The following is a 25132-nucleotide window of genomic DNA, read 5'->3' as shown; positions in this document are numbered from 1 at the left end:
AATCTCACTGGCGATACTGCCATTGATCACGCGATTGCGAAACAGCGGGGCAGAAAAAGTCCAATAGCTTGATTTTCCCGAGCACCCGATAGCCTCGATTCGGTGGATTCACATCATCACGACATCATCCGCCTCGCGTGGTCCAGGCACTTCGACCTCGGCGATTCCGCGTTTCGGCCCGGTGTTCGCCACGTGCACTCCGACGAGAATGCGACCTCCGTCACATTTGTTCGTCTCGGTGACTCCAGCGCACTGATCGGGCCCGCGTCGGCACTGACCGCGGCGGCGACGATGTCCGACGACGAGCTGACCGGCGGACGCCTGAGGGAACTCGCTTCCGGTCGCACATCCGGCCCGATCGTGTTGTCGTACGCCGACGATGCCGGCACCACCATCGACCGCCACGATCCACTGATCTCGCACGAACGCGCACACGTCGACAGTCTCGAATCCGCCTGTGCGCCCGACGACGTGATCGCTGCCGACCTCGTGCACAAGCAGTCGTGGTTCACCCTTCTCGGCGACGACGCACCTGTGGACGCAGCCGCACCGCTCGCGAGTGCGGGCTACGCGGAATGGCAAGGACTTCTCGGCGACGTCGGGGTGCTCACCGCCCCTGATGCCCGACGCCAGGGCAACGGCCAGGTCGTGTCGCGCCTCGCCACCAACGAAGCGTTCGACGAAGGAATGATCCCGCAGTGGCGGTGCCACGCCGACAACGTCGTTGCCCGACGGCTCGGCGCGAGACTGGGTTTCGAAGAGTGGGGTGCGCTGGTGTCGATCAAAGTAGGTTGAAGGTATGAGTTATGTGGAGAACGGCAAGGAATTCACCCGCGACACCAACTACATCGAAACCCGCATCACCGCGGACGGCCGCGACGGGTATCCGGTCGAGCCGGGCAGATATCGACTGGTCGCTGCCCGCGCGTGCCCGTGGGCTCACCGCTCGATCATCGTCCGTCGTCTTCTCGGCCTCGAAGACGTGCTGTCGCTCGGCATTCCAGGTCCGACGCACGATCCACGCAGTTGGAACTTCGACGAGGAACCCGGGGGCGTCGACCCGGTCCTGAACATCCCCCGGCTGCAGGACGCCTACTTCGCACGGTTCCCCGACTACCCGCGCGGCATCACCGTGCCGGCGATCGTCGAGATCGCCACAGGACAGGTCGTCACCAACAACTTCCCGCAGATCACCCTCGATCTCGAGACCGAGTGGACGCAGCACCACCGCGACGGCGCCCCCGACCTGTACCCGCAGGCGCTTCGATCCGAGATCGACGAAGTCTCCAAGCGCGTGTTCACCGAGGTCAACAACGGCGTCTACCGCTGCGGATTCGCCGGGTCACAGGAGGCGTACAACGATGCGTACGACAGGCTGTTCACTGCACTGGATTGGTTGACCGGGCGGCTGAGCGAGCAGCGCTACCTCGTCGGAGACACCATCACCGAGGCCGACGTCCGCCTGTTCACCACACTCGTGCGGTTCGACGCCGTCTATCACGGCCACTTCAAATGCAACCGCAGCAAGCTCACGGAGATCCCGGTGCTCTGGAACTACGCCCGGGACCTGTTCCAGACGCCGGGCTTCGGAGACACCGTCGACTTCGACCACATCAAGAGGCACTACTACGTGGTGCACACCGACATCAATCCCACGTCGATCGTGCCCAAAGGACCGGATCTGCACGGCTGGCTCGAACCGCACGGCCGTGAATCACTCGGTGGACGTCCCTTCGGGGACGGAACCCCGCCTCCCCCGCCTCGCACCGAGGAGCTAGTTCCCGCCGATCACTGGGTTCCGGCGTAGGTTCCGAAACTCCACAGCACACCCTCGGGGTCGCGGCACGTGAAGCCGCGGCTTCCGTAGTCCTCCTCCCGAAGCCCCTGGACGACGACGCCACCTGCCGCCACGACGCGATCGTGAATCTCGTCGGGGTGGTCGGTGACGACGTAGGCAGAGCCCACTCCAGCAGGTAGATCGGATATCGCGCTGTCCGGTCGGGCCTGGAGTGGAGCCTGCGGAACGACCCGACTTGCACTGCCGAGCATCACGCCGCCGCCTTCGGGCCAGCGGAGTTCGGCGTGTTCGACGACGTCGCCGTCGCCGTACACGGCGGCCTCGGCGAACCCGAGGACGTCGACGAGGAACGTGATTGCCGCGCGGGCGTCCCGGTAGCGGAAACAAGGCCAGACTGTCGTGGATGTCATGGCCACAGCATGCTCGGATCAGACGTCGTCATCTTGTACGAATGCGAACTTCTCTTCCCGACGCCACCGCGACGGCGCCATCCCGGCGAACTCGCGCCACTCCCGCGCCATGTGTGCCTGGTCGTAGTACCCGCACTGTGCGGCGATGTCGGCGAGGGGAGGAATCGTCTCGCGTCGCAGAAGTCGATGAGATGCATCGAAACGCGCGATCCGCGCCGCGTCCTTCGGCCCGACGCCGAACTCCGCCGTGAACCGGTTGATCAGGTGCCGTCGACTCCACCCGATTTCCCGCGCCACATCCCCGACGCGTGCCGATCCACCGTTCTCCACCAGCAGACGCCAGGCTTCGGTCAACGTCGGATCGATCGCGCTCGCCACCAACACACGGCCGAGGATCTCGTCGAGCACATCGAAGCGTCGATCCCAGTCCGACTCGGCGGACACACGCTCGACCATCTCGGCGGCCTGGGGCAGCACCTCCGGCAGATCGACCATCCATTCCCCCAAAGCCGACGTCGGCACTCCGAACAGCGCGCGCGACCCCGCAGGCGTCAACGACAACTGGATCCCGTGTTGATTGCCGTCGTGAGCAATCGTCACGGGCTCGGCCGAAATGCCACTGGCCAACGTCTCGAACGCACAGGCCCCCTGCCGCGGAGAATCCGCGATCTCGAGCTTCGACTCGATCGACACGATGACCGTCAACGCCGGACTCGGCATGCCCACATGCTCGCCCGGCTCGAAACCGGCAAGCCGATATCCGTCGTACGACGAGACGTACGGCCGAAGCCGGCCGGCGGGACGCCGTCGCGCACCATCGGAAACACAGCCCATTCACGCAGGGTAGAACCGTGAGCGAACGGGTAGCAATGGGTCGGGGCCGGAAAACCGGTACGACGAGCAGATCGGGAGCGCCGGTGGCGAAGAAGAGCAACGACCAGGTCGACACCATCAAGGAAGGCGGGCGTCTCGAGAAATCGCTCGTCAAGATCCTCGACAACGCATCGCGCCTGCAGGGGCCCGCCGTCGAGAAGTACGTCGCACACATGCGTCGGGCACACCCGACCGACACGCCTGCACAGCTGATCGAACGTCTGGAGAACCGCTTCCTCCTCGCCGTCACCGGCAGTGGCAGCGCCGTCGGCGGAGCGGCCGCGGTACCGGGCGTCGGCACCGTCGCGTCGATCGCCGCCGTGGGCGCCGAGACCGCATTCTTCATCGAATCGTCCGCGCTGCTGACATTGTCGGTCGCATCGGTGCACGGCATTCCGGTGCACGATCACCAACAACGACGCGCGCTGGTCCTGTCGGTGGCGCTGGGTGAATCCGGCATGCAGATCGTCCAGAAGACCGTCGGTAGCTCCGCGAAGAACTGGGGCCCGCTCGTCACATCGCGAATTCCCGGTGGCGCGATGACGAACATGAACAAGTCCCTCGTCAAGAAATTCGTCCAGAAGTACCTGGCCAAGCGCAGTGCACTGCTGTTCGGCAAACTTCTGCCCGCAGGAATCGGCGCCGTGATCGGCGGCGCAGGAAACCGCGTCATCGGCAAGGGCGTCATCCGCAACGCCCGCGAAGCCTTCGGACCGGCACCGAAGATGTGGCCCGAAGGCGCCGTCATCGACGCGGACCCGATCGACGGAATTCTAGAGCAGTGACTCGGCGTTGGGACACCATATGACCACCGACACACCTGAGCAGCGCACACCCGATCTGGGCACACCCGATTTGGGCACACTCGGAATCTGGCGGCACTACTCCGGCATCCCGCCGGAACTGGCCCGCCTCATCGAATCCAGCGGCTACGGCACGATCTGGCTCGGTGGCTCGCCGCCGGCAGACCTGACCTCGGCCGAGGAGACCCTCGACGCCACCGAGTCCATCGTCGTTGCCACCGGCATCGTCAACATCTGGTCCGCCGCCGCGCCCGACGTGGCCGAGTCCTATCACCGCATCGAGAAGAAGCATCCCGGTCGATTCCTCCTCGGCATCGGTGCCGGGCACCCCGAAGCGACGCAGGAGTATCAGAAGCCGTACGACGCACTGGTGAACTATCTCGACGCCCTCGACGACGGCGGCGTCCCCGAGTCCCGACGCGTACTCGCAGCCCTCGGTCCGAAGGTGCTGAAACTGTCGGCCGATCGAAGCGCAGGCGCTCACCCGTACCTGACGACGCCCGAGCACACCGCCGAAGCCCGCGAGATCCTCGGCCCGGACAAGATCCTCGCGCCCGAACACAAGGCAGTGCTCGAATCCGATGCGGAGAAGGCTCGGGAGATCGGGCGGCCGCCCGTCAACAATCCCTACCTGCACCTGGTGAACTACGTGAACAACCTGAAGCGTCTCGGGTACTCCGCGGACGAGATCGGCGACGGCGGCAGCGATCGTCTCATCGACGCCTTGGTCGCACACGGAGACGCGGACGCCATCGCCTCCCGGCTCCGTCAGCACCTCGACGCGGGCGCCTCGCACGTCACGCTGCACTCGCTACCCGACGACGGCGACCCGTCGGTGATCTACCGGGAAGTGGCCGCGGCATTTCTGTGAAGCACGTGCTCCCCTGACCGACGTGTGAACCCGTAACCTCGTACCGGGCCGGATCTTCCGGCCCGGTACTTCACGTCGGCCCGGGGGACACGCACACATGACGTACGGCTTCGGCAACGCACTGGAAGCGCACGGACTGACCAAGAACTTCGGCACCGTCCGCGCGGTGTCGGATCTGTCCTTCGCCGTGCCCCGCGGCTCCATCACCGGCTTCCTCGGCCCCAACGGATCCGGCAAGACCACCACCCTTCGATTACTGCTCGGTCTCGCGAAACCCACCACAGGAATCGGACTCGTCACCGGTGTCCCGTTCTCCGAACTCGTCGACCCGGCCCGTACCGTCGGCGCGGTCCTCGACTCGCGCAGCCTGCATCCCAAGCGCACTGCCATCGGTCACCTCGGCATCTTCGCGTCGGCGATCGGTGTCCCCGACTCACGTGCCGCGGACGTCCTCCACCTCGTCGGACTCAGCGACACCGCCAAACGCCAGGTCGGCGGCTTCTCCCTGGGAATGCGGCAACGACTGGCCCTCGCCACCGCGCTGCTCGGCGACCCCGAGATCCTCGTACTCGACGAACCGGCCAACGGACTCGACCCCGAAGGCATCGCCTGGCTCCGCGACTTCCTGAAGTCCTACGCGGCCGGCGGCAGGACCGTGCTGATCTCCAGCCATCTCCTGCGCGAGGTCGAGGCCACCGTCGACAACCTCGTCATCGTCAGTGCAGGGTCGCTCGTCTACCAGGGCAGCATCGAACAACTGCGCTCCTCACGACCCAACCGGATCCTCGTCGCGGTATCCGATCCCGCAACCCTCGCCCTCGCCCTCGCGTCGAACGGCATCACCAACACACAACTCCTTCCCGACGGCCGTCTCGGAGTCGCCGGCGCCGACGCGGACACCGTGCGCCGCATCGCCGTGGCAGCCGAGGTCACGGTCTTCGGAACCAGCAGCGAACACGTCGACCTCGAGCAGGTCTTTCTCTCCATGACGGCCGGGCAGTACGCGGCAGCACCGAGCCACCCACCACAGCACGCGGGTTACCCGCCACCCGGCTACGGACAACCGCCACCCGGCTACGGACAACCGCAGCCCGGCTACTGGCCGCCCGCTGCACAACCGTCTCCGTGGGAAGGTGACCGACGATGAGCACTGTCCTCACCTCGGAAATTCGCAAGGTCACCACCCTGAAGTTCTGGTGGGCCCTGGCACTACCGCCGGTGTTCGTCGGCATCGGCGCCACCGCCATCTCCTCGGCGGTCGGCAAGGGCATGAGCGACATCACCGGCAGCGAGATGAACGAAGTGGTCCTCGCCGGGCTCTTCGTCGCCCTCGGTGCGGCAACACTGTTCGGATCCGTGTTCTCGGCGATCAACGCCGGAACGGAGTTTCGCCACGACACGATCACGACGTCGTTCCTGTCCGCGCGTGGGCGCGATCGGGTCATCGGCGCCAAAGTGCTCGTGACGGCACTCTTCGCGTTGGGATACGGGCTGGTGGTCTCCATCCTGACCATTCTGTGCATGCTCGCGTTCACCGCCGGAGACTTCACACTGAACGGCGACGTCTTCGGCTACATCGCAGCAGGACTGTTCGTCGTCGTGATGTGGTCGCTCATCGGATCCGGTCTCGGGCTGCTGTTCGGTTCACCCACCTGGCCGTCGATCGCCATCGTCGCCTGGTTCCCCGTCGGTGAACTGGTTGTCCTCGGCATTCTCTCCGGCCTCGGCCTCGTCGGGTTCTGGCAGATCGCACCCGGATCTCTGACGCTGTCCACCGTCGTCGCGTGGAACCTCGACGACGGCAACGGCTTGGCAGAGTGGCCGTGGGCGCCCATCGGCCTGGCGCTGTGGGCCGCACTGATCGTCGTTGCCGGGTGGCTGCGGACCCGGGAGCGTGACATCAGCTGATCGCCTGTCGGAGGTGCGGACTACCGTTCGCTATCGATGAGTGAATCCTGGATACGTCGGCTCGTAGCGCAGTGCTGGGTGCACCGACGCACCGCCGTGGGCGCGTTGGCCGTCACGATGATCGCCGCCGTCATCGACATCTCGTTTCCGTTGCTGACACGGATCGCCATCGACGACGCCTCTGCCGGTGCGGGCGAGACCATCATGTGGGTCGCCCTCGCGATCGGCGGCCTGGCCGTGGTCCGGTTCGGATGCCAGTTCGGCCGACGACTCCTCGCCGGTCGCCTTTCGGTCGACGTACAACACGACCTGCGCCTCGGCCTGCTCTCCTCCCTGCAACGCCTCGACGGCCGCAAACAGGACGAAATCCGCACCGGCCAAGTGGTGTCCCGGTCCATCACCGACCTACAGCTGGTGCAGGGCCTCCTCGCCATGGTTCCGCTGTCCGCGGGCGCGCTCCTGCAATTCGTCCTCGCACTCGTGGTGATGGCGTACCTGTCCCCGCTCCTCACCGTCGTCGCGCTGGCGATCGTCCCCGCCGTCACGTTGGTCGTGTACAAAGTCCGACCGAAGCAGTTCGCCGCCACCTGGTCGGCCCAACAACGCGCCGCCGACCTGGCCCAACACGTCGAGGAAACCGTCACCGGTGTCCGCGTCGTCAAAGGCTTCGGACAGGAAGGACGCGCCGTCGATCGGCTGGAGAACCTGTCCCGCACCCTGTTCGCCGAGCGGATGAGATCAGCGAAGATCAACGCCCGGCTCGCCCCTTCCATGGCCGCAATCCCCCAACTCGGCCTCGTCGGCGTCATCGCGCTCGGCGGCTACCTCGCACTGCACGGCCACATCACCGTCGGCACGTTCCTGGCCTTCGCCACCTACGTCGCGACCCTGTCCGCAGTCACCCGCACTCTGTCCTCCGTCGTCATCCTCGCGCAGCTCTCTCGGGCCGCAGTCGAGCGTGTCTACGACGTCATCGACACCGGCCCATCCGTACCCGAGCCGCCGCACCCCATCGCCCTCCCCGACGGCCCCCTCGGTATCGACCTGTCCGCCGTCACCTTCGGTTTCGAGCCCGAACGCGACGTACTCCGATCCTTCGATCTCGCCGTCGCACCAGGTGAGAGCGTCGCCGTCGTCGGGCACGCAGGGTCGGGCAAGACAGCACTGTCGTTGCTTCTGCCACGCTTCTACAGTCCGCGCTCGGGCTCCGTCGCCCTCACCTCGACCGGCGATTGCGCCGCGCGAATCGACGTGGCCGACGTCAGCGCCGAGCACCTCCGCGAAGCAGTCGGCCTCGTGTTCGACGAGCCGTTCCTGTTCTCCGACACCATCGCAGCCAACATCGCCCTCGGCCGTCCCGACGCCACCGCCGAGGAAATACACGACGCCGCCGTACTCGCCGAAGCAGCCGAGTTCATCTCCGAACTCCCCGACGGCTACGACTCCGTGGTCGGCGAACGCGGCCTCACCCTGTCCGGCGGCCAACGACAACGCATAGCGCTGGCCCGGGCGCTGCTCACCGACCCGAGAGTTCTCGTCCTCGACGACGCAACCTCCGCTGTCGACGCGACAACCGAGGCCAAGATCTTCGACGCACTCCGGCGTCGACCACGGCGCACCACCATCGTGCTCGCGCACCGCCGATCCACGCTGACCCTCGCCGACCGAGTCGCCGTACTCGACGACGGCCGAGTCATCGACATCGGAACCGTCGACCAACTCGACGCGCGATGTCCACTGTTCCGCGAACTGCTCTCCAACGACCAGAAAGCCTACGACGGCGCTACCGACGCTTCCGCGTCTGCGAACCCGCACCGCAACGAGCTGTGGCCCGACACCGAGCCTGCACTTGCGGGCACGGCGGCTACGACGTCCGGCACACCACAGAGCGCGGGCAGACCCACCGGCGGCGGAGGCGGCGGTCAGATCGCCGGGGCCCTCGGAAGTGTCGCGGCCACCCCCGAGCTCAGGGACGCCGTCGACGCCCTTCCCCCAGCTACCGAAATGCCGCCCACGCCCAGCGACGTACGCGCCCCGGACACCGACTTCCGGCTGTCACGGCTCCTCACGCCGGTACGCACACTCCTCGTAGCCGTCGTCGTCCTGCTCGCGATCGACTCCCTCGCGTCGATCGCGTTTCCATCCATCGTTCGTTTCGCCGTCGACGACGGAGTCTCCCGCGCCGACACGGGCGCCCTCTGGACAGCCACCGCGACAGGCGTGTTCCTCGCGGTCGCCGGGTGGTTCGTCATCGCAGCCACCACGGTCATCACCGCCAGAGCAGGCGAACGCGTGCTGTTCGGGTTACGGGTCAAGAGCTACGCGCACATCCAGCGCCTCGGACTCGACTACTACGAGCGGGAACTGTCCGGCCGCATCATGACCAGAATGACGACGGACGTCGACGCACTGTCCACCTTCATCCAGACCGGGGCGTCCACGGCAGTCGTCAGCCTCGTGACCGTCGTCGGCATCGCCACGGCCCTGCTGATCACCGACCTGCCTCTCGGACTCGTCGCGCTGGCAGTCGTACCTCCTCTCATCATCGCGACCGTCGTGTTCAAGCGGATCTCCTCCGCCGCGTACACCGAGTCCAGGGAAAGAATCTCCGCGGTCAACGCCGACTTCCAGGAGAACATCGCCGGTCTGCGCTCCGCACAGGCCTACCGCCGAGAACAGTTCGCCGCCGACAGGTTCGCCGAGCGAGCCGACCTGTATCGCGCAAGCCGGATGCGTTCTCAGCGCGCGATCTCGGTGTACTTCCCCTTCATCACGTTCCTGTCCGACGCCGCACTCGCGCTCGTCGTGTTCGTCGGTGCTCACCAGGTCGCCTCCGGGTCGACCTCCGCCGGAACCCTCGTCGCGTTCGTGCTCTACCTCGGCCTGCTGTTCGGGCCCATCCAGCAACTGTCCCAAGTGTTCGACGGCTACCAGCAAGCCAGCGTCGGGGTACGGAGAATCGGCGACCTCCTGCGCACCCCCAGTTCCATCGAAGCAGCGACGACCGGAGCTGCCACACGCATTCCCGACGGCCGACTCAGAACCGACATCGCCTTCGACGAAGTCGGCTTCCGCTATGCCGGGGCAGACACCGAAGCACTCAGTGAGGTCAATCTCACAATCCCCCGTGGAGCAACCGTCGCCCTCGTCGGAGAGACCGGCGCGGGCAAGTCCACCATCGTCAAACTCCTCGCCCGGTTCTACGACCCAACTTCCGGATCGGTACGCGTCGGCGGCACCGATCTCCGCGACTATTCACTCGCCGAATACCGCGGCAGGCTCGGCGTCGTCCCGCAGGAAGCGCACCTCTTCACCGGCGACGTCGCGTCGAACATCGCCTTCGGCAAACCCGACGCAACACGCGAGGAGATCGAAGCAGCGGCCCGCGCCGTCGGCGCACTGGAGGCCATCGCCGCACTTCGAGGCGGTATGCGCCAACCCGTCGGCGAACGTGGTCAAGGCCTGTCCGCCGGGCAGAGGCAGCTGATCGCGCTGGCCCGAGCCGAGCTGGTGGACCCCGACCTGATGCTCCTCGACGAGGCGACCGCGACACTCGATCCCGCGACCGAACGCACGGTCCTCGACGCCAGCACGCGGGTGCTGCGTGCACGAACGTCCGTCGTCGTCGCGCACCGATTGGCGACGGCGGCACGCGCCGACATGATCGTCGTGGTCGACCACGGCCGGATCGTCGAGACCGGGACTCACGACGATCTGAGATCCCGCGGCGGGTATTACGCACGCTTGTGGGATGCGGCCGAAACGCGCGGCGGGAATAATTCGATAAGCACAGGAGTCGTCAGCAACGAGGTTGACAGTTACTCGTGAGTACATACCACAGCCACGTCCCGGACGTCCGCGCTCCCCGGATGAGGTCTACCCTGGATGTGTACGCGCGTGTGATCGGGAACGAAGAGAAGAAGCGAGGCGAACTACTGCCGTGAGCAGCAGCTCCACTACCCAATTCGGACAAAATCAATGGCTGGTCGACGAGATGTACCAGCGATTCAAGGACGACCCGTCATCGGTCGACGCAAGCTGGCACGAATTCCTCACCGACTACGACCCGGACGCGCCGGCAGGTGACGAGGCCGCGCCGGTTCCGAACGGAAGTGCAGGAAGCGGCTCGGCGAGCTCCGGAAAGTCGACGAGCTCCAGCAGCTCCAACGGCACGAGCTCCAACGGCAACGGTGCGCCCACGAAGTCCGAGGCCCCGGCAGCGAAGGCTGCGCCCAAGGCCCCGGCAGCCAAGGCCGACGCCCCGAAATCCGCAACGCCGAAGGCAGCTGCCGAGAAGCCTGCGCCCACCGCGAAGCCCGCGACCTCCAAGGCGGCAGGTGCGGCACCGTCCGCTCCCGCAGCCAAGCCCGCTGCAGCCGCCCCCGCGGCCGAGGCATCGTCCAAGGTCCTCCGCGGCGCCGCTGCTGCCGTCGCGAAGAACATGTCGGCCTCACTGCAGATCCCCACGGCGACCAGCGTCCGCGCTATCCCGGCCAAGCTCATGGTCGACAACCGCCTCGTGATCAACAACCACCTCGCACGCACGCGGGGCGGAAAGATCTCGTTCACGCACCTCCTCGGCTACGCCATCGTGCAGGCCGTCAAGGCGTTCCCCAACATGAACCGGCACTTCGCCGAGGTCGACGGCAAGCCCAACGCAGTCACCCCGGCGTCGACCAACCTCGGCCTCGCGATCGACCTGCCCGGCAAGGACGGAAACCGCTCCCTCGTCGTCGCCGCCATCAAGAACACGAACGAGCACTCGTTCACGCAGTTCTACAACGCCTACGAGGACATCGTCCGGCGTGCCCGTGACGGCAAGCTCACCGGCGACGACTTCCAGGGCGTCACGATCTCGCTGACCAACCCCGGCGGCATCGGAACCGTGCACTCCGTTCCTCGCCTGATGAACGGCCAGGGCGCCATCATCGGCGCAGGAGCCATGGAGTACCCCGCCGAGTTCCAGGGCTCGTCCGACGAGCGCCTCGCGGAACTGGGCGTCGGCAAGCTCATGACGCTGACCTCGACGTACGACCACCGCATCATCCAGGGTGCAGAGTCCGGCGACTTCCTCCGCACGATCCACAACCTGCTGATCAGCGACGAGTTCTACGACGAGATCTTCCATTCGCTGAAGATCCCGTACGAGCCCATCCGCTGGCGCAAGGATCTGCCGGAGGGCACCGTCGACAAGAACACCCGCGTTCTCGAGCTCATCGCGGCGTACCGGAACCGCGGTCACCTGATGGCCGACACGGATCCGTTGCAGTTCACCAAGGACAAGTTCCGGATGCACCCGGACCTCGACGTGATCAGCCACGACCTGACGCTGTGGGACCTCGACCGTGAATTCAAGGTCGGCGGATTCCACGGCAAGGACAAGATGAAGCTGCGGGACGTGCTGAGCGTTCTGCGCGACTCCTACTGCCGCCACGTCGGCGTCGAGTACACCCACATCCTCGAGACCGACCAGGTTGCCTGGCTGCAGGAGCGAGTCGAGGCCACTCATGTCAAACCGACTGTGGCACAGCAGAAGTACATCCTGAGCAAGCTCAATGCCGCCGAGGCGTTCGAGACCTTCCTGCAGACCAAGTACGTCGGCCAGAAGCGCTTCTCGCTCGAAGGCGCCGAGTCCGTCATCCCGATGATGGACGCCGTCATCGACCAGAGCGCCGAGCACGCCCTCGACGAGGTCGTCATCGGTATGCCGCACCGCGGTCGACTGAACGTGCTGGCCAACATCGTCGGCAAGCCGTACTCGAAGATTTTCACCGAATTCGAGGGCAACATGAACCCGGCAGCCGCACACGGCTCCGGCGACGTGAAGTACCACCTCGGCGCCGAAGGCACCTACATCCAGATGTTCGGCGAGAACGACATCGCCGTGTCGCTGACCGCGAACCCGTCGCACCTCGAGGCCGTCGACCCGGTCCTCGAAGGCCTCGTTCGCGCCAAGCAGGACCTTCTGGACAAGGGACCGGGCGAAGGCGGCTTCTCGGTTCTGCCGCTCATGCTCCACGGCGACGCGGCCTTCGCAGGCCAGGGCGTCGTGGCCGAGACGCTGAACCTCGCACAGCTGCGCGGCTACCGCACCGGCGGCACCGTGCACATCGTCGTCAACAATCAGGTCGGCTTCACCACCGCACCCGAGCACTCCCGTTCCTCGGAGTACTGCACCGACGTGGCGAAGATGATCGGCGCGCCGATCTTCCACGTCAACGGCGACGACCCCGAGGCATGTGTCCGCGTTGCACAGCTCGCCGTCGACTTCCGCGAGAAGTTCAACAAGGACGTCGTCATCGACATGATCTGCTACCGCAGGCGTGGCCACAACGAGGGCGACGACCCGTCGATGACGCAGCCGGCGATGTACGACGTCATCGACACCAAGCGCAGCGTCCGCAAGAGCTACACCGAATCCCTCATCGGCCGCGGCGACATCTCCCTCAAGGAGGCAGAGGACGCGCTCCGCGACTACCAGGGACAGCTCGAGCGGGTGTTCAACGAGGTTCGCGAACTGGAGAAGTACAACCCCGAACCCAGCGAATCGGTCGAACTCGACCAGCAGTTGCCGGCCAAGCTCACCACCGCCGTCGACAAGTCCATCCTGCACCGCATCGGCGATGCGTTCCTCGAGGTCCCCGAAGGCTTCAACGTGCACCCGCGCGTCAAGCCCGTGCTCGAGAAGCGTCGCGAGATGGCCTACGAAGGCAAGGTCGACTGGGCGTTCGGCGAGCTGCTCGCCCTCGGATCGCTCGTGGACGAAGGACGCAACGTCCGTTTCTCCGGCCAGGACACTCGCCGCGGAACGTTCACCCAGCGTCACTCGGTCATCATCGACCGCAAGACCGGCGCCGAGTACACCCCGCTGCACAACATCGGCAGCGAGAATCCCGGCAAGTTCATGGTCTACGACTCCGCGCTCAGCGAGTTCGCGGCCGTCGGCTTCGAGTACGGCTACTCCGTCGGCAACCCGGACGCACTCGTCCTGTGGGAAGCGCAGTTCGGTGACTTCGTCAACGGCGCGCAGTCCATCATCGACGAGTTCATCAGCTCCGGTGAAGCCAAGTGGGGACAGCTGTCCGACGTCGTGCTGCTCCTCCCGCACGGCCACGAAGGCCAGGGCCCGGACCATACGTCCGGCCGCATCGAGCGGTTCCTGACGCTGTGCGCCGAAGGATCGATGACCGTCTCGGTTCCGTCGACGCCGGCCAACTACTTCCACCTGCTGCGTCGCCACGCACGCGATGGAATCCGGCGTCCGCTCATCGTCTTCACCCCGAAGTCGATGCTGCGCAACAAGGCCGCTGTGTCCAACATCGAGGACTTCACCGACGGCAAGTTCCACTCGGTGTTCGACGAGCCGACCTACGAAACCGGAACCGGTGACCGTAGCAAGGTCAAGCGCGTCCTGATGGTCAGCGGCAAGCTCTACTACGAGCTGTTGGCACGCAAGCAGAAGGACAACCGCGTCGACGTCGCCATCGTCCGCATCGAGCAGCTCTACCCGGTCCCGACCCGTCGGATCACCGAGGCCATCAAGAGCTACCCGAACGCAACGGAATTCCGGTGGGTCCAGGAAGAGCCTGCGAACCAGGGTGCATGGCCGTTCTTCGGCCTCGCATTCCCCGAGCTCATGCCCGACGTGCTCAGCAACATCAAGCGCGTCTCCCGCCGTGCAATGTCCGCACCGTCCTCGGGTTCGAGCAAGGTCCACGCCGTGGAGCAGCTCGAAATCATCGACGAAGCCTTCTCGGGCGTCGGCGAGGGATAGTCGACCCGCACCAATTCGGAGCGAATGCGCCGTTCGGTCACCTCGAGTGACCGAACGGCGCATTCGTTTTTTCGGCCGCCAGTTTCGGCATCGGCATCGGTGTCACGTGACATTCGTCGTACGGCTGCCATGGCGCATCCATGCCGAACAGAGGGAGGTTACTCAGCCCCGGTGCCGAGGAGGCTGGCGATCATGCTGGGCGCCAGGGCGACGGCGGGCAGTGCACCGACGTTCAGTTCGATGAGTTCGTCTCGGCTGATGCGGGGGTCGCGGAGCCACGAGATGGTGGCTTCCTCGACGAAGGCGATCCATCCACGCACGGCAAGTTCGGTGGTGGGGTTGGCCTCGACGTGCAGTTTGTAGAGGTTGGCGATGGTGCGCTCGGCCATGGTGGTTCTGGTCTGCTCGAAGACGTCGCGCATGTCCGGGTCGCCGGTGGCGGAGCCGCGGAGTAGAGAGATGAAGGTTTCGCGGTTCTCGGTCACGTAGTCGACGTAGTTGGCGATGGAGTCGCGCAGGATCTGGTACGGGTCGAGGGTCATGTCCGGGGCGGTGCGCTCGAGCATGGTCTTGCTTGCTTCTCGCACGATGGCGAGGTGGAAGTCCTGCTTCGACGAGAAGTAGTGGAAGAGCAGGCCGCGGGACACTCCGGCCTGGTCGGCGATGTCCTCGACCGATACCTGTTCCAGCGGTCGGTCCGCGAGCATCTCCGTTCCCAGTTCGATCAGCTGGGCACGACGCTCCTGTGGACTCATACGCGTTCGCTTGGCAGCCGGGGTGTTCACACTGGACATGCAACCAGCTTACTGAATAGCAGTCAATAACTATTGACTCACACTCAATAAGCTCCTACTCTCTGTTTCATGAGTCTTTCCGTAACAGATAACTCGGAGCGCGTGACTGCCCCGCGCACGGTCGACACCCTCATCATCGGCAGCGGATTCGCAGGCCTCGGTGCAGCGATCAAGCTGTCCCAGAAGGGCAAGCACAATTTCCTCGTGCTCGAACGCGGCAGCGACGTCGGCGGCACCTGGCGCGACAACACCTACCCGGGCGCAGCCTGCGACGTGCCGTCGCACCTGTACTCGTACTCGTTCGCGCTGAACCCGGACTGGACCCGCTCCTTCTCCACTCAGCCCGAGATCCAGAAGTACATCTCGTCTGTAGCGCGGAAGTACAACGTGCTGGACAAGCACGTGTTCAACTCCGACGTCACCTCCGTGACCTGGAACGAGAGCACTCACCGCTGGGACGTCGTCGCGAGCACCGGCGAGTACACCGCAAAGGTGGTCGTGACGGCCGTCGGCGCCCTGTGCGAGCCGAACCTGCCGCCCATCGCAGGCATCGAGAGCTTCGAAGGCGACGTCTTCCACTCCGCACAGTGGAACCACGACGTCTCATTGGAAGGAAAGCGTGTCGCCGTCATCGGCACCGGTGCGTCGGCCATCCAGATCGTGCCCGCAATCGCCGGCAAGGTGAAGCACCTCGACGTGTACCAACGCACCGCGCCGTGGATCCTTCCCCGGTTCGACCGCGAGTACACCGCACTCGAGAAGTTCGCCTTCAAGCGCATCCCCGGATTCCAGCGACTGTCCCGCACCGGCATCTACGCGGCACGCGAGACGCAGGTCGTCGGTCTCGCGAAGAAGCCCGCGCTGATGCGCATCTTCGAGCTCATCGCCAAGCAGCAGATCAACAAGGGCATCAAGGACAAGGCGCTCCGCAAGAAGGTCACGCCGAACTTCCGAATCGGCTGCAAGCGCATGCTCATCTCCAACGCCTACTACCCCGCGCTGGACCGCCCGAACGTCGACCTCGTCACCGACGGCATCGCCGAGGTCAAGGCGCACTCGATCGTCTCCGCGGACGGCACGGAGCGCGAGATCGACGCACTCGTCGTGGCAACGGGATTCCATGTCACGGATTCGCCCGCCTACCAGGGGATCTACGGCAAGGGCGGCAAGACCCTCGCGCAGACCTTCGAAGAGGAAGGCCAGCAAGGCTACAAGGGGGCCGCTGTCGCGAACTTCCCCAACATGTTCTTCCTCGTCGGGCCCAACACAGGTCTCGGCCACACCTCGATGGTCTTCATGATCGAGTCGCAGCTCAACTACGTCGTCGACGCCCTGGACACCATCGAGAAGCACGACATCGGTGTCATCGAGGTCCGCAAGGACATCCAGGACGACTACAACGCCGACCTGCAGGACCGCATGGCGGACAGCGTCTGGATGAACGGCGGCTGCGCCAGCTGGTACCTCGACAAGCACGGGAACAACACGACGCTGTGGCCGGACTTCACCTTCCGCTTCCGCGCCATCACCCGTAAGTTCGATCTGGCGGCCTACCGAAGCGTCGCAGCATCCGATCTGCCCGCTCCCGCCGTGGGCACCGTGAACGACTCCGACATCGAGGTAGCAGCGAAGTGACCACCACATTCACCGGCAAGGTTGCCGTCGTCACCGGCGCGGGATCGGGTATCGGACGCGCCCTTGCGCTGAACCTGGCTCAGCGCGGAGCGAAACTCGCACTGTCCGACGTCGACGTGAACGGCCTGGCCGAGACCGTGCGGCAGGTCGAGGCACTCGGCGGCGAGGTCGAATCACAGTTCCTCGACGTCACCCAGCGGGAAACCGTGATCGAGTACGCCGAGACCGTCAAGACACGCTTCGGCAAGATCAACCAGATCTACAACAACGCAGGCATCGCGTACCACGGTGACGTCGAGCAGTCCTCGTTCAAGGACATCGAACGCATCGTCGACGTGGATTTCTGGGGCGTCGTCAACGGCACCAAAGCCTTCATCCCGCACCTGCAGGAATCCGGCGACGGTCACATCGTCAACATCTCCAGCCTCTTCGGGCTGCTCGCGATGCCGTCGCAGGCCGCCTACAACGCGGCGAAGTTCGCCGTCCGCGGTTTCAGTGAAGCGCTGCGGATGGAACTGCTGATCTCCAAGGCTCCCGTCAAGATGACCGTCGTGCACCCCGGTGGCATCAAGACCGCCATCGCGCGCAACGCCACGGTTGCCGAGAACTACGACCAGCAGTCGGTCGCGAAGTTCTTCGACGCGAAACTCGCCAAGACAACACCCGATCAGGCCGCGAAGACGATCCTCAAAGGCGTCGAGAAGGGCAAGGGCCGCGTACTCATCGGATCCGACGCCATCGCGTTGGACCTGTTCCAGCGGATCACCGGGTCGAAGTACCAGCGCGTGGTCGCCACCATCGCCAACCGCGTCATGCCCAGGAAGAAGTAGGACGATGAAGTCCTTCTACCTGCCGCTTCCGCTGGTCGCCGCCGCACTGAAACCGTTCTACCGCTTGGCCCTCGACGCCAGGTTGCCGGTGTCGGTGCAGCGGCGGATCCTCGATCTGGCTTCTCCGCTGCAGACCATGCCCGACGGCGCCGTCAGCCTGAAGACGACGCTTGCAGGCCGACCCGCCGAGCGGATCACCGTCGGAGCAACCGAGCGCGATACTGCGATTCTGTATCTGCACGGCGGCGCGTACACCATCGGATCCATCTCGACGCACCGTTCGCTCGCTGCCCACCTGGCGCGCGAATCGGCCAGTGCCGTGTACGTTCTCGACTATCGCCTGGCGCCCGAGAACCCCTATCCCGCCGGCCTGAACGACGCCGTCGCGGCGTTCCGCGAACTCGTCAAGGCACACGGATACACGCCGGACAGGATTGCCATCGCCGGCGATTCCGCGGGCGGCGGGCTGACCGTCGCGACGGCCCGGCATCTCGTCGACGACGGTGTGAAACCGGCTGCGCTGGGCCTCATCTCGCCGTGGGTGGATCCAGGTGCTCGCGACGCGCCGTTCCCCCGGGACATCGTCGTCAACACCGCTTGGTCCTTCGCGGCCGCGGAAGCGTACCTGGGCGACGGGGATCCACTCGATCAGGGCTTCGCGCCGTTGCACGGAGACCTGTCCGGCCTTCCGCCCATCGTCATGCACGTCGGCAAGGCCGAGGTGCTCTACTCGCAGATCGTGGATTTTCACGATCGGCTACTGACGCAGGGCAACGAGGTCGAGTACGTAGAGTACGAGAAGCTGTGGCACGTCGCGCATCTGCAGACCTCGATACTGCGCGAGGCCGCCGAGGCGACTCACCACCTCGGTGCTTTCCTCGGGGCACGTCTGCGATCGTCAGAGGTTGTGCTCGCCGAGCCAACGAGCAGCGACATCGCCTGATTCTCCCCCACTGCGGACCTCGCCGATCATGTCGGCGAGGTCCGCTGTGGTCAGTTCGCCCGCAACGACACTCAACGTCGCTGTCGCGGCATCGTTCAACGTCCCCGTGCGCATCAACGGCACAACGTTCTCCGCGCTGAACGCCGACTGTTCGTCCTCGAGGGTCATCAGATTCGCCGCCGCCGGGCCGAGCGATGCCGTTCTGAACACCAACGCTCCGATCTCGCCGGACTCGAGTGCGGCTGTCGCAGCGTCTGCATCGACGTAGACGGCGATGTCCTCGAACACAAATCCTGTTCCGCTAGGAACCAGCCGCATGGCGACCTCCATCGGGTCCGGGTCGGGCGGATCACCGACGACACCCCACGTCGCCCTACCGCGGTTGTCCACGAATTCCGAGACTGTCGTCAGTTCGGCAAGCGGCCCGTCGGGCGCTACCGCGACAGCAATGCGGTCTTCCGCAAGCGCGTAGTCGCCCACCGACAACCCTTCCGGCAACGACCTGTTCAGGTCGACGAAGACATCCTCGGCGTCCGTCGACGTGGACGTCGAATCGAACGTACGCAGAAGTTCGCCCGTGAAATCCGGAACGAGCGAGACATCCCCGGCGTCGAGTGCGGCAAGGTAGTCACCGCGTTCTCCGAGACCGTCCGTGACCGACACGGCGACTCCGGCGGACCGAATCGCTCCCGCGTAGATCTCGGCCAGCAGTCCACTCGTCGTGTCGTCTCCGCGACCGACCACCACCGACGACGCGTCCGTCGGCTCGGCCGCGGCGCTGCATGCGGTGACCACCGACGCCAGGACGAGGGAGCCGACCAGCCGGTTGCCGAACGCACGCACGAGAGAGATCTCCGTTCGAGGAGTAGTTGTCGGTGGTCTGGTTTAACGTTTCGCACGCTGGGAACAGAGCCCTGCGAGAGAAATACTCCGGACAACCTTATGGCTAGACTCGCTCGAAGCACCATCCCGCATGCTCGGACAGCTCTGGAACAGGCTGAACGCGACGGCTGGACACGATGGAAGGATTCCTTGTGAAGATCACCCGAACTGCGCGCGCTGTCGCGGCCCTGTCGGTAGCGGCCCTCGCTCTCACTGCATGCGGCGGCGAGGACTCCGATCCGTTGTCCTCGGGCGGAGGTGACACCAATTCCGACCCCAATTCCATCGTGGTCGGATCGGCGAACTTCACCGAGTCGGAGATCATCGCCAACATCTACGCCGAGGTGCTGAAGGTCAACGGCTTCGACGTCAGCACGACCCTGAACATCGGCAGCCGTGAGGCGTACATCCCGGCACTGAAGGACGGCTCCATCGACGTGATCCCGGACTACACCGGTAACTTGCTGCAGTACCTCGATCCCGAGGCCACGGCAACGTCGGCGGACGACGTGGAAGCTGCGCTCCCTGACGCGTTGGGCTCGGACCTCGTCGTCGCAGACCCGGCGTCGGCGGAGGACAAGGATTCCATCGTCGTGACGAGGGAGACCGCCGACCGGTGGAATCTGACGTCCATCGCGGACCTCGCCCCCTACTCCGGTGAGATCAAGTTGGGTGCACCTCCCGAGTTCGCCGAGCGCACCTACGGCCTCCCCGGGCTGAGCGAGAACTACGGCGTGAACATCGATCCGGCCAACTTCGTGCCGCTGTCCGACGGTGGTGGCCCGGCCACGGTCCGCGCGCTGACCTCCGGCGAGGTCACGGCCGCCGACATCTTCTCCACATCCGCGTCGATCGCCGAGAACAACCTCGTCGTCCTCGAGGATCCGGAGTTCAACTTCGCCGCGCAGAACGTCATTCCCGTCATCAACGCGGGCAAGACGTCGGACAAGCTGACGTCGGTGCTGAACGCCATCTCGGACAAGCTGACCACCGAGGAACTGCTGGCGCTCAACCAGTCCGTATCCGGTGAGTCGAAGACAGAGCCTGCTGCTGCCGCACAGCAGTGGGTCACCGCACAGGGACTGGATACTCCGGTCTCCTAGAGAGAGCCGCACGTGATCACATTCGAGAACGTCACCAAGCGATACCCGGAAGCCGGGGGTCGTTCCGCAGGCTCCACTCTCAGCGGCACCACCGCGGTCGATTCGCTGAATCTGAACATCGAGGCCGAATCGTTCACGGTGTTCGTCGGGCCGTCGGGCTGCGGCAAGACGACGTCCATGCGGATGATCAACCGCATGATCACCCCGACGTCCGGGGTGATCACGGTGAACGGGAAGAACATCGCCGAGTCCGACGCGGTGAAGCTGCGGCGCGGTATCGGATACGTCATCCAGAGTGCGGGTCTGCTCCCCCACCGGACCGTCGTCGACAACGTCGCGACGGTCCCGGTGTTGCGGGGCACGTCGCGCCGCGCTGCACGAACCGCCGCACTGGGTGTCCTCGAACGTGTGGGGCTCGACCCTGCTTTCGCCGACCGCTATCCGGCTCAGCTGTCCGGTGGGCAGCAGCAGCGAGTCGGTGTCGCCCGTGCACTGGCTGCGGACCCACCCATCCTGTTGATGGACGAGCCGTTCAGCGCCGTCGATCCGGTCGTTCGCGAGGACCTGCAGACCGAAATGCTCCGGCTGCAGGCCGAGCTGAAGAAGACGATCGTGTTCGTCACCCACGACATCGACGAGGCCGTACGCCTCGGGGACCGTATCGCCGTCTTCGGGACGGGAGGCAGGCTTCAGCAGTACGACCGGCCGGAGGTCGTACTCTCCTCACCCGCAACGGATTTCGTGGCCTCGTTCGTCGGACGCGATCGCGGCTACCGCGGATTGTCCTTCCGCAGCGCCGACGCCGTTCCCGTGCACGACATCGACACCTCTCCGGTCGAGAAACTCGACGGCCTCCGGCTCGAGCAGGGCCAGTGGGTTCTCGTCGTCACGGCCGATCGTGCGCCGCTGGGTTGGATCGACGTCACCGGTGTCGAGGGCATCCGCGCCGGGCGCAGTGTTCAGGAAAGCACCGCGGCAGGCGGGTCGCTGTTCACCGTCGGAGGTGACCTCCGACAGGCGCTGGACGCAGCCATTTCGTCTCCGTCCGGAATCGGTGTCGCTGTGGACGAGTCGGGTGCGGTCGTCGGCAGTCTCGACGGCTCGGAAATTCTCGAGCATCTGGCGGCACAACGCCGCGCCGAGGACGAGGCGCGCAACGAGCACCACTTCGGGTCGCTCTGATGCGTTGGCTCGTCGACAATTTCGACGTCGTTCTCGACCTGACCAAGACTCATCTGTACCTGTCCTTGGTCCCCCTGCTCATCGGACTCGCAATCGCGGTCCCCGTCGGCACTCTGGTTCGCAACGTCTCGTGGATCCGCCGAATCACGTTGACGGTGGCCAGCATCGCGTTCACCATCCCGTCGCTCGCCTTGTTCGTGACCATCCCAGCCATCCTCGGCACCAGGATTCTCGACGAGATCAACGTCGTCATCGCTCTCGCCGTGTACTCCACCGCGCTCCTGATCAGAGTGGTCCCCGAAGCACTCGATTCGGTGCCGTTCGCCGTCGTCGACTCCGCGCAGGCGATGGGCTACACCTCGTTGCGCCGCGCGATCGGAGTGGAACTGCCACTGGCACTTCCGGTTCTCGTGGCAGGCATCCGCGTTGTCGCCGTCACCAACATCTCGCTCGTCTCCGTCGGTTCGGTCATCGGCATCGGCGGTCTCGGCCAGTTGTTCACCCAGGGGTACCAGCGTGACTACCCGGATCAGATCGTCGCGGGGATCATCTCCATCGTGTTCCTGGCGCTGATCTTCGACGCTGCGCTGTATCTGCTGGGGCGTCGACTGACGCCGTGGACCCGTATCGGAACGTCGGCAGGCAAGAAGCGAGCACGGGCATGAACATCTTCACCGACGCCTTCGCGTACATGACCGACCCGGCGAACTGGGAGGGCAGCACCGGAATCGGCGCACGGATCCTCGAACACATCTGGTACAGCTTCATCGCCGTGGTCGTCTCCTCGGCGATCGCAGTACCCGTCGGGCTGCTGATCGGGCACTTGCGCCGCGGCGAGGTACTGATCGTCGGACTCGTCAACGCCCTTCGTTCGCTTCCGACGCTCGGCGTGCTCGTGTTCCTCGTGCTGCTCATCGGTCTCGGGCTCGTTCCACCGATCATCGCCCTTGTCCTACTGGGCATTCCGCCGATGCTCGCCGGAACGTATGCCGGAGTGGCGAACGTGAACGCAGACGTCGTCGATGCAGCACGCGCTATGGGCATGACCGAATTGCAAGTGTTGTTCCGAGTCGAGATCCCCAACGCGATGCCCTTGATTCTCGGCGGTCTTCGGAACACCACCCTGCAGGTCATCGCTACCGCGACCGTCGCGGCCTACGTCAACCTCGGCGGGCTCGGCCGCTACATCTTCGACGGTCTGGCGCTCTACAGTTACGACCGAGTTCTCGTCGGCGCCATCCTGGTTGCCGTGCTCGCACTCGTCGTCGACGGCCTCCTCGCCCTCGCGGTGTACGCGTCCGTGCCCGGCACCGGCCGGTTGCGTCGAACACCGAACCTGCACTAGCTCGACCAACGGCCACATTCCGTCCCAGGACCACCCACGCCCACAGTCCGGTTTTCGGAGCGAACGAGCCCTTCAGTCAGTCAGACTGACCAGACGCCACTTTCGCTCCGAAAGCCGGAGCAAAGCCGGGCGAAAACGGGAAAGCGCCCCGAACCACAGCCAGGTGAGGCGTGATTCGGGGCGCTTCGTTTCCCTGTCCTACGCGACACCCTCGGCTCGCGCTGCTGCCGCAACTGCGTCCGCAACGGCCGGGGCGACGCGAGGGTCGAGCGGGCTGGGCACGATTTTGTCCGCAGCCAGCTCGTCGCCGAGTACCGAGAGGATTGCCTCGGCGGCGGCGAGTTTCATGCCTTCGGTGATCCGTCGCGCTCCGGCGTCGAGTGCGCCTCTGAACACGCCGGGGAAGGCGAGCACATTGTTGATCTGATTGGGAAAGTCGCTGCGACCGGTCGCGACGATCGACGCGTACAGCGCAGCCCGTTCCGGATGAATCTCCGGGTCGGGGTTCGACAATGCAAAGACGATGGAGTGCGGCGCCATCGACGCGATGTAGCTCTCGTCGATCTTGCCCGCAGAGACCCCGAGGAACACGTCCGCGCCGACCAGCGCATCCCCTGCCCCACCGGAAAGTCCACGCGGGTTGGTGCGTGCAGCGAGATCGACCTTGACGGCGTTCAGGTCACCGCGGTCGGCGGAGACGATGCCTTTGGAATCCAGCACCACGACATCCGAGATACCCGCTGCGAGAAAGATGTTGGCGCATGCGACTCCAGCGGCGCCCGCTCCGGAGATCACGATCTTCAGTTCGGAGGTACGTCGGCCCTGGAACTTCGCGGCGCCGTTGAGTGCTGCGAGCGCCACGATGGCGGTGCCGTGCTGGTCGTCGTGCATCACCGGGCAGTCGAGAGCCTCGACGACCCGCTTCTCGATCTCGAAGCAGCGGGGCGCAGAAATGTCCTCCAGATTAACCGCACCGAAACTGTGGCGGAGCCGGACGATGGTGTCGACGATCTCGTCGACATCGTTCGTGTCGAGAACGATCGGGATGGAGTTGAGGCCGGCGAACCTCTTGAACAGCGCCGCCTTGCCTTCCATGACGGGAAGCGACGCGCGTGGTCCGATGTCGCCGAGTCCGAGAACAGCTGATCCGTCGGTGATGACGGCGACGAGACGGTCGGTCCACGTGTACTGCTTCGCCAGCGAGGCGTCGGACGCGATCGCGCGGCTGACCTGCGCGACGCCGGGCGTGTAAGCGATGGACAAGTCCCGCTGCGTGTCCAACGGCGCAGTCAGTTCGACCGAGAGTTTTCCGCCGACGTGGCCGAGAAAGATGTCCTCGTCGGTGATGGCGGTCGGGTCGATGGCGTTGTCGATGGATTCGGTCACAGCAGTCACGTTAGTTGCCCCAGTCACGTAAAGACGCGTAAAAGCGTCGGGAAATCACGAAGATGGCGTGAGGCGGGTGACGCCGTCGCAGACAAGAGCCGGGCGCTGTGGCACCGCAGGCTGCACTGGTCGGTCAGTCTGCCACCGGGACCGCGTGATGCGCAAACATCCCTGCCGTCGACTGCGGTCCAGGACGGACTGAGCCCGCGGCGTCAGCCCCACCCGCGAGCGGAGCCTGCGGAGTGAGCCTGCGTCAGCCCCACCCGCGAGCGGAGCCTGCGGAGTGAGCCTGCGTCAGCCCCACCCGCGAGCGGAGCCTGCGGAGTGAGCCCGCGTCAGCCCCACCACTGTGTCCACAGCAGGATGCCGGCGACGGCGAGGACCAGTAGTGATGCGATGACGGAGACGGCGCGGCGTCGGTGATCCGCGAAGTGCTGGATCACGACGGCGCCGATGGCTGCGGCGATGTGCGCGGCGACGGATACTGTTCCCGGGCCGGGGAATCCCCGTTGGCTGCCGAGATACTGTGCGCCGGCGACGACGACGGCCAGTACGACGAGGCCCGCGGTGACGGCCCCACTCAAACCTCGTAGCA

General features: G+C 65.3%; 21 protein-coding genes. 15 read left to right on the top strand and 6 right to left on the bottom strand.

Features of this window, described 5'->3' with window-relative positions:
• Nucleotides 1-102: 102 nt before the first annotated feature.
• Both CH289_RS15875 and CH289_RS15870 read left to right on the top strand, forming a co-directional pair.
• Nucleotides 103-795 (top strand): GNAT family N-acetyltransferase, encoded by a 693-nt coding sequence (locus CH289_RS15875; protein ID WP_094724292.1) that lies wholly within the window; start codon nucleotides 103-105, stop codon nucleotides 793-795.
• Between the two features lie 4 nt (nucleotides 796-799).
• A complete protein-coding gene (locus tag CH289_RS15870; protein WP_051127791.1) occupies nucleotides 800-1807 on the top strand; it encodes a glutathione S-transferase family protein in 1008 nt (335 codons plus the stop codon).
• Here the strand turns inward: CH289_RS15870 and CH289_RS15865 are convergent.
• The gene (locus tag CH289_RS15865) at nucleotides 1789-2208 is read right to left on the bottom strand and encodes a VOC family protein (protein WP_026347826.1); all 420 of its coding nucleotides are present in this window, start codon (nucleotides 2206-2208) and stop codon (nucleotides 1789-1791) included. The genes CH289_RS15870 and CH289_RS15865 overlap by 19 nt on opposite strands.
• A gap of 18 nt (nucleotides 2209-2226) precedes the next feature.
• Entirely contained in the window at nucleotides 2227-3042 is an 816-nt protein-coding gene (locus CH289_RS15860) for an AraC family transcriptional regulator (protein ID WP_230593944.1), read from the bottom strand.
• 83 nt (nucleotides 3043-3125) lie between these two features.
• Between CH289_RS15860 and CH289_RS15855 the strand changes: the two genes are divergently transcribed.
• The 6 genes from CH289_RS15855 to CH289_RS15830 all read left to right on the top strand — a co-directional run bounded on the left by CH289_RS15855 (nucleotide 3126) and on the right by CH289_RS15830 (nucleotide 14437).
• On the top strand, nucleotides 3126-3866 hold the full coding sequence (locus CH289_RS15855) for a YbdD/YjiX family protein (RefSeq protein ID WP_094728132.1): 741 nt from the start codon (nucleotides 3126-3128) through the stop codon (nucleotides 3864-3866).
• 19 nt (nucleotides 3867-3885) lie between these two features.
• A complete protein-coding gene (locus tag CH289_RS15850; RefSeq protein WP_094728131.1) occupies nucleotides 3886-4755 on the top strand; it encodes an LLM class F420-dependent oxidoreductase in 870 nt (289 codons plus the stop codon).
• Between the two features lie 97 nt (nucleotides 4756-4852).
• Entirely contained in the window at nucleotides 4853-5902 is a 1050-nt protein-coding gene (locus CH289_RS15845) for an ATP-binding cassette domain-containing protein (RefSeq protein WP_094627508.1), read from the top strand.
• Complete coding sequence (locus tag CH289_RS15840) at nucleotides 5899-6663, top strand: ABC transporter permease (protein WP_019665348.1); 765 nt, start codon at nucleotides 5899-5901, stop codon at nucleotides 6661-6663. The genes CH289_RS15845 and CH289_RS15840 overlap by 4 nt, the downstream gene beginning before the upstream one ends.
• Before the next feature lie 36 nt (nucleotides 6664-6699).
• The gene (locus CH289_RS15835; RefSeq protein ID WP_179276815.1) at nucleotides 6700-10491 is read left to right on the top strand and encodes an ABC transporter ATP-binding protein; all 3792 of its coding nucleotides are present in this window, start codon (nucleotides 6700-6702) and stop codon (nucleotides 10489-10491) included.
• 112 nt (nucleotides 10492-10603) lie between these two features.
• Nucleotides 10604-14437: a multifunctional oxoglutarate decarboxylase/oxoglutarate dehydrogenase thiamine pyrophosphate-binding subunit/dihydrolipoyllysine-residue succinyltransferase subunit gene (locus CH289_RS15830; RefSeq protein ID WP_094728130.1), complete on the top strand. Its 3834-nt coding sequence runs from the start codon at nucleotides 10604-10606 to the stop codon at nucleotides 14435-14437.
• Nucleotides 14438-14595: 158 nt separating this feature from the next.
• Here the strand turns inward: CH289_RS15830 and CH289_RS15825 are convergent, their stop codons facing one another.
• Nucleotides 14596-15231, bottom strand: a complete 636-nt coding sequence (locus CH289_RS15825) for a TetR/AcrR family transcriptional regulator (protein WP_019665351.1) — start codon at nucleotides 15229-15231, stop codon at nucleotides 14596-14598.
• 69 nt (nucleotides 15232-15300) lie between these two features.
• On the opposite strand from CH289_RS15825, the gene CH289_RS15820 reads away from it, so the two are divergent.
• From CH289_RS15820 to CH289_RS15810, 3 genes are read left to right on the top strand one after another with little or no spacing between them, the layout of a single operon-like run.
• Nucleotides 15301-16866, top strand: a complete 1566-nt coding sequence (locus CH289_RS15820) for a flavin-containing monooxygenase (RefSeq protein WP_027499051.1) — start codon at nucleotides 15301-15303, stop codon at nucleotides 16864-16866.
• Complete coding sequence (locus CH289_RS15815) at nucleotides 16863-17696, top strand: SDR family NAD(P)-dependent oxidoreductase (protein WP_019665353.1); 834 nt, start codon at nucleotides 16863-16865, stop codon at nucleotides 17694-17696. Before CH289_RS15820 ends, CH289_RS15815 begins: the two co-directional genes overlap by 4 nt.
• 4 nt (nucleotides 17697-17700) lie before the next feature.
• Nucleotides 17701-18639 (top strand): alpha/beta hydrolase, encoded by a 939-nt coding sequence (locus tag CH289_RS15810; RefSeq protein ID WP_019665354.1) that lies wholly within the window; start codon nucleotides 17701-17703, stop codon nucleotides 18637-18639.
• On the opposite strand, the gene CH289_RS15805 is transcribed toward CH289_RS15810, so the two are convergent.
• A complete protein-coding gene (locus CH289_RS15805; protein ID WP_094728129.1) occupies nucleotides 18595-19482 on the bottom strand; it encodes a glycine betaine ABC transporter substrate-binding protein in 888 nt (295 codons plus the stop codon). The genes CH289_RS15810 and CH289_RS15805 overlap by 45 nt on opposite strands.
• Before the next feature lie 176 nt (nucleotides 19483-19658).
• On the opposite strand from CH289_RS15805, the gene CH289_RS15800 reads away from it, so the two are divergent.
• Genes CH289_RS15800 through CH289_RS15785 form a run of 4 tightly spaced genes read left to right on the top strand, consistent with a single transcriptional unit; the run spans nucleotide 19659 to nucleotide 23151 of the window.
• Nucleotides 19659-20624 carry an ABC transporter substrate-binding protein gene (locus CH289_RS15800; RefSeq protein ID WP_170947450.1) on the top strand — a complete coding sequence of 322 codons (966 nt, stop codon included), beginning with the start codon at nucleotides 19659-19661 and terminating at the stop codon, nucleotides 20622-20624.
• Nucleotides 20625-20636: 12 nt separating this feature from the next.
• Nucleotides 20637-21806 carry an ABC transporter ATP-binding protein gene (locus CH289_RS15795; RefSeq protein ID WP_019665357.1) on the top strand — a complete coding sequence of 390 codons (1170 nt, stop codon included), beginning with the start codon at nucleotides 20637-20639 and terminating at the stop codon, nucleotides 21804-21806.
• A complete protein-coding gene (locus CH289_RS15790) occupies nucleotides 21806-22471 on the top strand; it encodes an ABC transporter permease (RefSeq protein ID WP_019665358.1) in 666 nt (221 codons plus the stop codon). The genes CH289_RS15795 and CH289_RS15790 overlap by 1 nt, the downstream gene beginning before the upstream one ends.
• Complete coding sequence (locus CH289_RS15785) at nucleotides 22468-23151, top strand: ABC transporter permease (protein ID WP_037141242.1); 684 nt, start codon at nucleotides 22468-22470, stop codon at nucleotides 23149-23151. The genes CH289_RS15790 and CH289_RS15785 overlap by 4 nt, the downstream gene beginning before the upstream one ends.
• Nucleotides 23152-23349: 198 nt before the next feature.
• On the opposite strand, the gene CH289_RS15780 is transcribed toward CH289_RS15785, so the two are convergent.
• Both CH289_RS15780 and CH289_RS15775 read right to left on the bottom strand, forming a co-directional pair.
• A complete protein-coding gene (locus tag CH289_RS15780; protein WP_170949157.1) occupies nucleotides 23350-24546 on the bottom strand; it encodes an NAD(P)-dependent malic enzyme in 1197 nt (398 codons plus the stop codon).
• Between the two features lie 326 nt (nucleotides 24547-24872).
• On the bottom strand, nucleotides 24873-25121 hold the full coding sequence (locus CH289_RS15775; RefSeq protein ID WP_019665361.1) for a hypothetical protein: 249 nt from the start codon (nucleotides 25119-25121) through the stop codon (nucleotides 24873-24875).
• Between the last annotated feature and the right edge of the window lie 11 nt (nucleotides 25122-25132).

The organism is Rhodococcus sp. RS1C4, from assembly GCF_002258225.1.
Classification (GTDB): Bacteria; Actinomycetota; Actinomycetes; order Mycobacteriales; family Mycobacteriaceae; genus Rhodococcoides; species Rhodococcoides fascians_E.
Note: the sequence above shows the minus strand (reverse complement) of the source record. Positions and strands in the feature narration are given on the sequence as shown.